The organism is Virgibacillus proomii (assembly GCF_018916875.1).
GTDB classification, from domain to species: domain Bacteria; phylum Bacillota; class Bacilli; order Bacillales; family Amphibacillaceae; genus Virgibacillus; species Virgibacillus proomii_B.
Genome location: NZ_JAHLNO010000019.1, coordinates 636,006 through 648,574 on the forward strand (window position 1 = coordinate 636,006; position 12,569 = coordinate 648,574).

The following is a 12,569-nucleotide window of genomic DNA, read 5'->3' on the forward strand; positions in this document are numbered from 1 at the left end:
CGAAGAAATACTTTTACTTAATGGTTATTCCAATTAGGCTTCTTATTCGAAATAGCAGTATCAGCATAGAGATTAATTCAACTTATTCACCAGAAAGAAAATAGTTTAAATCCAAAGATGTACCTTCCGTTTTTACTTTTAAAATGTAGACACGAAGACGGAAGGCAATTGGAAGTTGTCATCTTTATTTAGAAAGTGTTATGATTAATAATGGCTGATAATAACAAAAAATGAAACATATCGTTTAAAAGGAAAAGCTTTTAATTATGGAAAAGAGTGAAAGTTAATGCAGTACATGAAATATGTGAGTGGCAACTTATCTGAGCATGACACTTTTCCCTTTTACAAACGGTAATTCTTTTTAGGTTTTGTAATAAAAACTTAAAAGGAAAGGATTAGCTGATCAAACAAATAAGTACAAATAGAAGTAATATTTTATTTTACTATAGGAAAGTTTAAAATTTTAGGGTTTATAGTATAAGAAAAACTACAGCTTTCGCTAAAGACTTGGCGACAAGCCAAGTTTTTCTAATTGATAAATGTAGAGGTGCATGTATAATGGCTGGAATATTACAGAAAATTTTTGGCGATGGTAATCAACGACAATTGAAACGATTGCAGAAAATCGTTGATAATATTGAAGCATTAGAGCCGGAATATGAAAAACTGTCTGATCAAGAACTACAAAACAAAACAGAAGAATTTAAAACAAGATATAAAGATGGGGAATCACTCGATGATCTGCTTGTTGAAGCTTATGCAGTTGTCCGCGAAGGGTCTAAGCGTGTATTAGGTATGCGTCCTTTCCAAACGCAGTTAATGGGAGCAATTGCTCTTCATGAAGGAAATATTGCAGAAATGAAAACTGGTGAAGGGAAAACATTAGCATCGACAATGCCTGCTTTTTTAAATGCAATTTCTGGAAAAGGAGTTCATATTATAACCGTTAACGATTATTTGGCTAGCCGTGATGCTAAAGAAATGGGTGTTCTCTATGAATTTCTTGGATTAACAGTCGGTCTTAATGGTAATGGGCTGTCAAAGGAAGAAAAGCGTGAAGCGTATCAATGCGATATTACGTATGGGACAAATAATGAGTTTGGTTTTGACTATTTACGAGACAATATGGTTTTATATAAGGAACAAATGGTACAGCGTTCTCTAAACTTTGCCATTATCGATGAGGTGGACTCCATTTTAATTGATGAGGCAAGAACACCGTTGATTATTTCCGGATCTGCTAAAAAATCAGCTAATTTATATCAGCAAGCAAACGCCTTTGTAAATACACTCTCGAAAGATGATTACTCCTATGATGAAAAGACAAAAGGAGTACAGCTTACCGAAGAAGGAATTAATAAGGCTGAACGATATTTTGCTGTTGAAAATCTGTTCGATTTAAAGCATGTTTCGTTAACACATCATATAAATCAAGCACTAAAAGCACATATTTCGATGCATCGGGATGACGACTATGTCGTAGAAGATGGTGAAGTAATTATTGTCGACCAATTTACAGGTCGTTTAATGAAAGGACGTCGATACAGCGATGGACTACATCAAGCTATCGAAGCAAAAGAGGGACTGCAAATACAAAATGAAAGTATGACATTAGCTTCCATTACCTTTCAAAACTTCTTCCGCATGTATAACAAGCTTGCCGGGATGACCGGTACTGCAAAAACAGAGGAAGAAGAGTTTAGGAATATATATAATATGGATGTTATTGCAATTCTAACGAACAGACCAGTTATTCGACAAGACAAGCCCGATTTAATTTATAAAACAATGGAAGGCAAATTTAAAGCAGTCATTGAAGAAATTAAACGAAGACATGAAACCGGACAACCTGTACTTGTTGGTACAGTTGCTGTTGAGACATCTGAGTTGATTTCTAAAATGTTGAAAAGAGCCGGCATCAAGCATGAAGTGTTGAATGCGAAAAATCATTTTCGTGAGGCAGAGATTATCGAAAATGCTGGTCAACGCGGTGCAGTAACAATTGCTACAAATATGGCCGGACGTGGTACCGATATTAAACTAGGAGAAGGTATTGTTGAACTAGGTGGACTTGCTGTTATTGGTACGGAGCGTCATGAATCGCGAAGAATTGACAATCAGTTGCGAGGTCGTTCAGGTCGACAAGGAGATCCTGGAGTGTCTCAATTTTATTTGTCCATGGAAGATGAATTAATGCGTCGATTTGGTTCGGATAATTTACGATCTATGATGGATCGTTTAGGAATGGATGATTCTCAGCCGATTGAAAGTAAGATGGTTTCCCGTGCTGTAGAATCTGCCCAAAAGCGTGTAGAAGGAAATAACTTTGACGCACGTAAAACGGTTCTAGCCTATGATGATGTATTACGAGAACAGCGTGAAATTATTTATAAGCAACGTTTTGAAGTCATTGAAGCTGATGATGAGCTTCGAGAAATTGTTGAAAATATGATTTCATCCACAGTGGAGCGAGTTGTTACCGCCCATACACAAGATGATGACGAGGACAACTGGGATTATTCATCCATCGTTGAATTCGTTCAAGGAAACTTGTTGAATGCAAATCAAGTTACAGAAGATGATCTGAAAGGCAAAGATCAAGAAGAAATTATCGAGTGGATTATGGACAAAGTAAAAGCTAGCTATGATGAAAAAGAACAAGAGCTAACAAAAGAACAGATGCGTGAATTTGAAAAGGTCATTGTGTTACGTACGGTTGATACGAAATGGATGGATCATATTGACCAGATGGATCAGCTTCGCCAAGGTATTCATTTGCGAGCGTATGGACAAAACGATCCGCTTCGTGAATATCAGTTAGAAGGTTTCGCAATGTTCGAGGAAATGATTAAAAGCATTGAAGAAGAAGTTTCCAAATATATTATGAAAGCAGAAATACGCGATAATTTACAACGGCAAGAAGTTGTTAAAAATACACAAGCTATTTCTGGTGGACAAGAAGAGAAAAAGAAAACACGCAAACCATTTGTAAAAAAGCAAGATATCGGCAGAAATGATCCTTGCCCATGTGGAAGCGGGAAAAAATATAAAAATTGTCATGGTAGATAATAAAAAGCACTCCCATTTTTTGGATGGGGAGTGCTTTCCTTCCACTTTCTGATAAAATGTGCATGGGTTTAACAAAATAAAAATCAGTAGACAATGTTTGAGGTGATTGAATTGGAATTAGTTGAAATTAAAAATGAATTAGATAAGATGCGTAATCGAATTAATGATTTTAGGGGGTCTCTTTGACTTAGAAGCCAAAACAGCTCGGATTAAGGAATTAGAACTGCAAATGACTACTCCTGGTTTTTGGGATGACCAAGATAAAGCACAACAAATTATTAATGAAGTAAACCATTTAAAAGAAAATGTGAACAGCTTTTCTGAACTAGAGACAGAGCATGATAATTTAGTAGTATCTCATGAGCTTGTGAAGGAAGAAAATGATCAGGAATTATTTGATGAATTAATTGAAGAACTTCAGCAATTGCGAAAAAAACTGAATGATTTTGAATTACAAATTTTATTAAGCGAACCGTATGATCAGAATAATGCAATTTTGGAGCTTCACCCAGGAGCTGGTGGTACGGAGTCTCAGGATTGGGGCAGCATGTTATTAAGAATGTATCAGCGCTGGGCAGAGAAGAAAAATTTCCAAGTAGAGACAATACACTACTTAGCTGGTGATGAAGCTGGAATAAAGAGTGTAACATTGCTTATTAAAGGGCATAATGCGTATGGTTATTTAAAAACGGAAAAAGGTGTCCATCGATTGGTCCGCATATCGCCATTCGATTCTTCTGGAAGACGTCATACATCATTTGTCTCTTGTGATGTTACCCCTGAATTTAACGATGATGTGGATATTGAAGTAAAACCAGAGGATATTAAAATCGATACGTATCGGGCTAGCGGAGCAGGTGGTCAACACGTAAACACTACAGATTCTGCTGTTCGAATTACCCATATTCCGACCAATATCATAGTGACATGTCAGAATGAACGTTCACAAATAAAAAACCGAGAATCAGCCATGAAAATGTTAAGGTCAAAATTATACCAACTAGAAATTGAAAAACAACAGCAGGAGTTAGCCGAGATTCGTGGTGAACAAAAAGAAATTGGCTGGGGCAGTCAAATTCGCTCTTACGTATTCCATCCATATTCGATGGTGAAGGATCATCGTACCAATTTAGAAATTGGTAATACACAATCCGTAATGGATGGCGATATTGATCCATTTATCGATGCCTACTTACGTCAGCAAGTAAATTAAAGTGGAGTATAGATCTCCACTTTATGTCTAACGTAATTTTCCTTCTAGAAAAATCATTCGAAAATGCATATCCCGGCAACAAAAGGCATGTTTCTAATGACTATGAATTTTTTCATAAATTAGTCACAATTAGCTTCTGGCATTGATATGACTGCTTCAGCCATCAACCAGTAGCAATATTTGGTATTTGAAAGAGTTTTAAAAGCGATAGAATCAGTTATAATAGAGTTGATGAATTATTAATCAATTTTCTGTTAGGGGGATTAAACTATGAAAAAGTGGCTATTAGCAATGCTTTTTGGCTCGGCATTAGTGCTAGGTGCATGTGGGGGCGGCGATGATGACGATGCATCAAAGGAGCCAGCTGATAAAGGAGATGCTAATACGGAAGAATCTGCTGAAAAAGGCGGTGCTGTAGATACCGCTGCAGCTGAAGAAGTGTATGAAAATAATTGTGCAAGCTGTCACGGTGCAGACTTATCAGGAGCGAATGGTCCAGATTTAACGAAGGTTGGTTCAAAGCTTTCTTCTGATGAAATTGCTGACATTATTGAAAACGGCCAAGGAAGTATGCCTCCAGGTATGGCAGAAGGTGATGACGTTCAGTTACTTGCAAGCTGGTTGGCAGAAAAGAAATAATTGTAAATAAAAACAAAGCCTGCTTGATGGTTGTGAAATCATGAAGCAGGCTTTTTATTGTTAAGAAAGTGCAGACGTAGAATTACAGTCGTAAAAATAATTTGGACTGATTAAGTTCTTTTAAGTGTACAGCATATATACACAGATGAATTTCATCATAAAGAAAGTAAACATCAACTTTATCGTTTTTAAGGGTGAACTAGGTAAGCGTCAATTCAAGTCCACCTTCTATTCATATATTAACCGTGGCATAAGCTTCTTAGAAAATGTTATTTTAGGAGGTTTTGCGATGGAGTCATCAAACAAAAGAATGGTTTTGGCTTCATTATCGTAGATTAGAACAAGGAAAGTTCCAGTAGCCTTCCGAACAGGATACCACGACGATGAAAATCAACGAGCACCAACTTCGATGGCTGCTAGATGGATTACCGATACACCAGAATCAAGCGCCATTATTGATAGTATTGTGGAAACAGCTAAAGAAAATGGATTAAATCCATTTGAATATTTGAAGTATCTATTTGAGCAGTCGCCCAATATCGATATACCAAACAAAGAGTTGGTTACCAACTATACCATTGCATTGTCAAAGTACAAAATAAATACTTAACCAAATTATAAACAAACCCACGCCCGAAATATGAAGTGACCCCTTGTAAAGGACATTAAAAAAAACCTAGGCTTTTTTAAGAAGGTGATTTCTGTATTGAACAGGGGTCATCTTTTTAAATTCCATTGGTATCTGTAGTAATTGTAATAGATCATATATTGTTTAATTTCTTTTTTTAACTCATCTAAAGTTGTACATGCTTTAATAGAGGCTTCATCTTTAAGATGGCCAAAAAATGATTCTTGAGAGGCGTTATCCCAGCAGTTTCCTCTTCTAGACATAAACTGGCGTAACCCCAACTTTTTCACTAATTTTTGAAAGATAGGGTGTGTATAATGCACTCCCTGATCCGAGTGAATCAAGGCGTCTTTTGCTTTCTTAAAGTTTTTGTTCTGTTTTAACTTCTTAAGAGTGTCTGTAGCTAAATCCAATGTCATACAATCCGATACATGATAAGCTAAAATTTCACCGGTTGAACCATCTTTAATGGTCGATAAGTAGGCTCTCAGCCCTTTGCCGAAATGAAGATAAGTGATATCAGTAAGGAGTACCTTTCCTGGAATCCCTTGCTTAAATTGTCTTTTTAGTAGGTTTGGTACAACGCGATGTTCCTGGGTAGCTTTCATCATTCGTCTATAAGGGTTTGCCTTTCGAATGGGGCAAGTAATACTGTACTTCTTCATAATGCGTCGAATGCGTTTCAAATTGTAGACAACACTAAATTGACCCGCCAAAGTCATTTTAATTTGACGTGCCCCTTTCTTTCGGCCTTTAAAATTAAAAGCTTTTAAAATAATCTCCTTTCCCAATCTCATCCTTTTCATCTCTTCGCTTTCTTTGTTCTTGTGACTTAGCTGAAAAATATTGATAATAGCCACTTCTAGAAACACCTGCTATTTCACATAGGTATCTCACCATATAGTTTAATTTATATTTTTCAATCACTAAACGAATAAGTACATACTTTTAGCTAGGGGGAAGCTCTATTTCCTCATCCCCCTTTCTGCAAAACGAATCTTTTTTAAAAGTTCATTTTCCGCCTTTAGTAAGTTAATTTGTGCTTCTAAGCGAGCATTTTTCTCTTCCAGGGTAAGTTCTGTTTCTTTTGGGCGCCCGGAATTTCCTGCCCTAGTGTCACGTAAACCATTTATCCCGTTCATTTTATAAGCTTTTTGCCATCTTTTACTCGCTGAATAAATTCTCTCTGTTCCCAAAACTTCAACATCAAAGCCACATTGTTCAAATATATCTCTTGTTAATTTTCCTTTCTCTTTTTCAGCAATAAAAATATGTTTAAATTTATCTGTATAAGTAATTCCTTTTGAACTTACAGATTTAACGTATTTATTAGTTGATAGCTGCTTGATCTCTTTCTTTGTGAAAATCTTTTTACTCATTATTTTTCCATCTCCATGTTTCTCTAATTGTGTTCTTTATTATACAAAAAAGTACCCTATAGGTAGACTTTTTTTCATGTCTACTCTATAGGGTACACTTTAAATTTAATAGGTGTGGGTTATTTTACGTTTACTGAACTGGATCAAAAAGGATACTGCAGTAAATGAAATGAAAATTCGTTACGGAAGGTATATTTAAATAATAGAAATAGGTAAATATACCCTTGACAATACTAAATATAACAAAATATTACGCAAAACACCGACTATTGAAATGTAAATGTAATAATTTTATGTCTAAAAATCGTGGCGAAAGATGTTATAATAGGGTTTGAAACTCATAAGGGTTAATTATATTAATAGAAACTACAACCAAGAATCAACAACTAATGGATAAAGGTGATTTTACAGATGATACAGATGAAAGATGTACATAAAGTATATGATAACGGTGTTACGGCATTAAGTGGCATAAACATAGATATTAAACGCGGTGAATTTGTTTACATAGTTGGACCAAGCGGTGCAGGGAAATCTACTTTTACGAGGCTGATATTTAGAGAAGTAAAACCAACGCAAGGGACTATTTATGTGAACTCTGTAAATATTAATGAGCTAAAAGAGAAAAAAGTTCCGTTTCTTCGCAGAGATGTTGGAGTTGTTTATCAGGATTTTAAACTATTGCCTAAACTAACAGTCTATGAAAATGTTGCATTTGCAATGGAAGTTATTGAGTCTCCACCGACTATTATTCGAACTAGAGTGATGGAGGTTCTGGATCAAGTAGGTCTAAAACATAAGGCGAGATCGTTTCCTGATGAATTGTCCGGCGGGGAACAGCAACGCGTATCTATTGCCAGAGCAATTGTTAATCATCCAAAGATTGTAATTGCTGATGAGCCAACAGGAAATCTAGACCCAGATACGTCGTGGGGGATTATGAAAATATTGCAAGAAATAAATGATAGAGGTACAACGGTTATTATGGCAACACATAGTAAAGAAATTGTTAATACATTCAAAAACCGAGTAGTTGCAATAGAGGGCGGAGTAATTGTTAGAGATGAACAACGAGGTGATTACGGCTATGAAGTTTAGAACATTATTGCGTCATCTGCGCGAAGGAGTTAAAAGTATTGGCCGTAATGGCTGGATGACAGTAGCTTCTATAGGTGCTGTTACAACAACATTGATTTTAGTAGCTGTCTTTTTGGCGGTAATGCTTAATCTGAATCAAATGGCTGACAATATTGAAAATGATGTGCAAATCGATGTAATGATTGAACCAACGGCTGGTCAAGAAGATATTCAAAATTTGGGAAAAGCGATTCAGCAAATTGCTGGTGTGGAATCAGCTGTTTTTTCTTCTAAAGATGATGAGTTAAATAAGTTAATTGAAAGCATGGGTGAAGATGGAGAAGCCTGGGAAATGTTTGAACAGGATAATCCGTTAAATCATGTATATATTGTCAAAACCAATGATCCTAAAGACACTGTTACCGTAGCGAAGAAGCTTGAGGGAATGGAAAATGTCCAGAAGGTTGTTTACGGTCAAGGGGTCGTAGAAAGGCTGTTTGAATTTAATAAATATGCAAGAACGGTTGGGCTAGTTTTAATTATAGGATTAATATTTACAGCCATTTTCCTGATTTCTAACACGATAAAAATAACGATTATGGCTCGCAGCAAAGAAATTGGCATTATGAAACTAGTAGGGGCAACCAATGGCTTTATTCGATGGCCATTTTTGGTGGAAGGCCTTCTTCTAGGTGTACTAGGGTCGATTATACCGATCCTCGTAGTCTTTACCGGATATTACTATTTGGAAAATGTCGTTAGTAAGCAAATACGTTATAAGTTTGTCGAATTCTTGCCTTATACTCCGTTTGCATTTCAGCTTTCACTAATTATATTAGCAATTGGAGCAGTTATTGGTGTTTGGGGAAGCGTGATGAGTGTTCGGAAATACTTAAAGGTGTGAGATGTTTTCTATGAACACATAAAAACTTCGCTATTTGAGGTTAACTTGTTAATCAAGGATCATGAGTAGAGATGGCTAACCTCTCTACTCATAAAAATAGATTTATATAGCAAGAGGAAGGGGAAGGAATATTAATGAAAAAGTTTCCAGTACTATTATCAACTATGTTAGCAGCTTCTACGATAACTTTATCTACGACTTCTATATCCGCTGAGACAACGAATGACCTCAATAAGAAGATTAATGAGCTCGAACAGCAGCAAAAAGAGTTAGAAAATAAAAGAAGCAATCTTAAAGGTGATTATGATAAAACAGATAAAAAAATTAAAGCTAATCTCAATGAGCAAAATTCTGTAGAAACAGATATTAATTCGCTAGATAAAGAGCTTGAAACTACGTTGAAACAAATTAAAATGAAAGAGTCCAAGATTGATGAAACAAATAAACAAATGGAACAACTAACAGCTCAAATCGAAAAATTAAAAAATGAAATTGCTATTTTACAGGAACGGATTAAAAAACGCGAAGCAATGCTAAAAGATCGATTGCGCAACATTCAAGAGAACGGCGGAGAAATGAAATACATAGAAGTGATCTTAGGAGCAAAAAGCTTTGGAGATTTTATCAGTCGTTCCACGGCGGTAAATACAATTATGGATCAAGATAAATCAATTATGGAGCAGCATACAGCGGATAAGGTTACAGTAGAAAAAAATAAAGTAGACGTAGAAAACAAAAAAGGTGAAGTTGAGCAGAAAAAGCGGTCATTGCAAGGACAAAAACAGGAACTGGTTGCATTAAAAGGAAAATTAAGTGACCAATTATCAGAAAAAGAAACATTAATGGCAAGTCTACAAGATGAGCAAAAAGAATTAGAGCAATACAAAGTAAGTGTAAAGAAAGAACAGGAAATTCTAGCTAACCAAGCTGCTGCAGCTGAAAAAGCAAAACAGCTTGCGCAAGCGCAAAAAAGTGAATTAGAACAATTAGCAAAGCAAAAAGCAGAGCAGCAACAAACGAAGCAATCAAGTAGAGCAGCAAAATCATCAGGTGGAAGTTCACCATCCAACGGCGGATCTTCACCTTCGTCAGCCAGTTCAAGTCCAAGTGTTTCAACATCTGATTCAAGTTCAACACCTCCAAAGACTGGTGCAGGCTTGAGTTACCCAGTTTCAGCTGGAATTACTTCTGGCTATGGTCATCGCTGGGGAGAATTGCATGCAGGGATTGACTTTGGTGTGCCAATTGGCACACCAGTACGGACTGCAGCTCCGGGTGTTGTCATTCAAACAAATACAGACGGACAACCTGGTATGACTGGCTATGGGAATGTTGTATTAGTTTCTCATTATATTAATGGGGTATCATATACTACGCTCTATGCTCATTTAGATAGTATCAATGTAAGCCCAGGTCAGACAGTAAGTGCTGGTCAAGTTATCGGTAGATCTGGCAATACTGGGAATTCTACTGGTCCGCATTTGCACTTTGAAGTACATCGCGGTGGTTGGAATGCAGCAAAAAGTAATTCTATTGACCCTTTAAGTATATTGAACTAAATGAATAATAAGAAAAACATCAAGTCAAATTCAGTTTGACTTGATGTTTTTTCTATAGGAAGCTGTATAATTACATAATAAGGTAAGTAAAAATTATAGTCATAAATAAATGTTCATGTTATGCTTTTCTTATGCATTTAAAAGTTAAACGAACCTTTTTAGCTTTAACTGGGGAATGTGTTACAGTGATATATAATAAATATTAGCTTTCCCAATCAAATTTTATATAATATTGATTACGGAAGTTTCATGTTCTGAGTAATCTATGATGTAATTAAGGAAAGCAAGAGAATCGGTAATTTTTTGGGAGTTAAAAGCTTGTTTTCAAATATTTACTGTACGGTATGGATCGTGAAAGTTCTACTATAGTGTCAATAAAGTTGTAAATGGAATTGTATCGATAATTAAGAATAACTGTTACATTTTTATGATATGCTACATGAACAAGTAGATGTTGATCACGAATTAAAATGTTAAAATAGTTGAGGTGAAAAAATGAAATTAAGAAAGCTACATATTGGATTACTTCTTATCGTAGCGTTAACACTTGGTCTGGTTGGTGGATATGTTGGAGTGAAGTTAGCACAGACAAAAACACCACAAATGAAACAATCAGCCAGCCTGGTTGAGGAAACAAATGGATCTGATGCGACAAATGTAGAGAAAATAGATCAAGCCTTTCAATTAATTAAAGAAAATTACTTGGAAGATGTCGAGGATAAGCAATTAATAGAAGGAGCCATTCAGGGAATGCTTGCTACGTTAGAAGATCCATATAGCGCTTATATGGATGCGGAAACAATGAAACAGTTCAACGAACAAATCGAGTCTTCCTTTGAAGGGATTGGCGCCGAAATTAACAAAATAGATGATGTATTGACGATTGTAGCACCAATAAAAGACTCACCAGCAGAAAAATCGGGTTTACGGCCAAATGACCAAGTTCTCGAAGTGGATGGTAAAAGCATTGAAGGATTAAGTCAAAATGAAGCAGTGGCTAAAATTCGTGGAAAAAAAGGTTCTAAAGTAAAGCTGAAAATACGTCGTCCGGGAGTTAAAGATCCTTTTAATGTAACCATTGTAAGAGATACGATTCCGCTTGAAACAGTTTATAGTAAAACAGAAACAATCAACGGCAAAAAAACAGGCATTTTAGAAGTAACTAACTTCTCTGAACATACTGCTAAAGAATTTAATGAACAGCTGCAAACGATGGAAAATGATGGAATTGAAGGTTTGGTTATTGATGTTCGGGGCAATCCAGGTGGACTACTGAATGTAGTAGAAGATATGTTAAAACAATTTGTTCCAAAAGACATGCCTTATTTGCAAGTAGAGGATCAAGACGGTAAAAAGACTCCGTATTATTCAGACTTGAAAAAGAAAAAAGAATATCCGATTAGTGTTATTATTGATGAAGGAAGCGCTTCTGCTTCGGAAATTTTGGCAGTCGCATTGAAAGAAATGGATTATGACATTGTTGGACAGTCGAGTTTTGGAAAAGGAACGATTCAACAAGCTGTACCATTAGGCGATGATAGCACTATCAAATTGACACTGTTTAAATGGCTCTCACCTAAAGGAAATTGGATCCACGAAAAAGGTGTAAAGCCGACAGTAGAAGTAAAGCAGCCTGAATATTATTATACAAGTCCGGTTCAAATTGAGGAACCATTGACGGAAGATCAAACTGACGATAAAATAAAAAATATACAAATTATGTTAGAGGGCTTAGATTACAAAACCGGTAGAACAGACGGCTATTTCAATTCACAAACCAAGGAAGCTGTCAAGCAGTTTCAAACAGATAATGGCTTAACAGCTACTGGCAAGATTGATAAAAAAACAGCAAAGTCAATTGAGACGAAGATCATCGATAGGGTTCGAAATGGGAAAGATGATCAACAACTGGAAAAAGCGTTAAAGGAACTATACCGTTAAATAGAAGAAAAAATGATAAATGTATGTTGTAATCCGCGGGTAATTATCTCGCGGATTTTTCCCGAATAGGCCGAGACAAGTCAGCAGCAGTTCAGACTTCCGATAAGAAAGATGTAATGAAACATGAGAACAATAGCATAAGCTTTCGGTAAGCGACATA

7 protein-coding genes and 2 pseudogenes are annotated in these 12,569 nt (G+C 36.0%); 8 read left to right on the forward strand and 1 reads right to left on the reverse strand.

The features are described 5' to 3' along the window. Positions 1-558: 558 nt before the first annotated feature. The 4 genes and pseudogenes from secA to KQI21_RS10245 form a co-directional block, all read left to right on the forward strand. Positions 559-3,069 (forward strand): preprotein translocase subunit SecA, encoded by a 2,511-nt coding sequence (secA, locus tag KQI21_RS10230; RefSeq protein WP_216484074.1) that lies wholly within the window; start codon positions 559-561, stop codon positions 3,067-3,069. Positions 3,070-3,180: 111 nt separating this feature from the next. Then, positions 3,181-4,282, forward strand: a protein-coding gene (gene prfB, locus KQI21_RS10235; RefSeq protein ID WP_216484075.1) for a peptide chain release factor 2 whose coding sequence is annotated in 2 segments (ribosomal slippage) — positions 3,181-3,252 and positions 3,254-4,282 — 1,101 coding nt in all. Because the reading frame shifts where the segments join, the coding sequence is not laid out codon by codon here. Between the two features lie 270 nt (positions 4,283-4,552). Next, positions 4,553-4,921, forward strand: a complete 369-nt coding sequence (gene cccB / locus KQI21_RS10240) for a cytochrome c551 (RefSeq protein WP_216484076.1) — start codon at positions 4,553-4,555, stop codon at positions 4,919-4,921. Positions 4,922-5,363: 442 nt separating this feature from the next. Continuing rightward, positions 5,364-5,531 (forward strand): annotated as a pseudogene (locus KQI21_RS10245) (transposase domain-containing protein); the annotation flags it as partial. Between the two features lie 66 nt (positions 5,532-5,597). Here KQI21_RS10245 and KQI21_RS10250 read toward each other — a convergent pair. Then, a pseudogene (locus tag KQI21_RS10250) lies at positions 5,598-6,928 on the reverse strand (IS3 family transposase). A gap of 411 nt (positions 6,929-7,339) precedes the next feature. Here KQI21_RS10250 and ftsE point away from each other — a divergent pair. The 4 genes from ftsE to KQI21_RS10270 all read left to right on the forward strand — a co-directional run bounded on the left by ftsE (position 7,340) and on the right by KQI21_RS10270 (position 12,409). Further along, positions 7,340-8,026, forward strand: a complete 687-nt coding sequence (gene ftsE / locus KQI21_RS10255) for a cell division ATP-binding protein FtsE (RefSeq protein ID WP_216484077.1) — start codon at positions 7,340-7,342, stop codon at positions 8,024-8,026. Next, entirely contained in the window at positions 8,016-8,909 is an 894-nt protein-coding gene (gene ftsX / locus KQI21_RS10260) for a permease-like cell division protein FtsX (protein ID WP_216484078.1), read from the forward strand. The genes ftsE and ftsX overlap by 11 nt, the downstream gene beginning before the upstream one ends. Positions 8,910-9,043: 134 nt before the next feature. Then, positions 9,044-10,468 (forward strand): murein hydrolase activator EnvC family protein, encoded by a 1,425-nt coding sequence (locus KQI21_RS10265; protein WP_216484079.1) that lies wholly within the window; start codon positions 9,044-9,046, stop codon positions 10,466-10,468. Positions 10,469-10,963: 495 nt separating this feature from the next. Beyond that, a complete protein-coding gene (locus tag KQI21_RS10270) occupies positions 10,964-12,409 on the forward strand; it encodes a S41 family peptidase (protein ID WP_216484080.1) in 1,446 nt (481 codons plus the stop codon). Positions 12,410-12,569 lie beyond the last annotated feature (160 nt).

Excerpts from the sequence above, each read along its gene's own strand:
- secA (WP_216484074.1), top strand. The coding sequence starts at position 559 with ATGGCTGGAATATTACAGAAAATTTTTGGCGATGGTAATCAACGACAA.
- cccB (WP_216484076.1), top strand. The coding sequence starts at position 4,553 with ATGAAAAAGTGGCTATTAGCAATGCTTTTTGGCTCGGCATTAGTGCTA.
- ftsE (WP_216484077.1), top strand. The coding sequence starts at position 7,340 with ATGATACAGATGAAAGATGTACATAAAGTATATGATAACGGTGTTACG.
- ftsX (WP_216484078.1), top strand. The coding sequence starts at position 8,016 with ATGAAGTTTAGAACATTATTGCGTCATCTGCGCGAAGGAGTTAAAAGT.
- KQI21_RS10265 (WP_216484079.1), top strand. The coding sequence starts at position 9,044 with ATGAAAAAGTTTCCAGTACTATTATCAACTATGTTAGCAGCTTCTACG.
- KQI21_RS10270 (WP_216484080.1), top strand. The coding sequence starts at position 10,964 with ATGAAATTAAGAAAGCTACATATTGGATTACTTCTTATCGTAGCGTTA.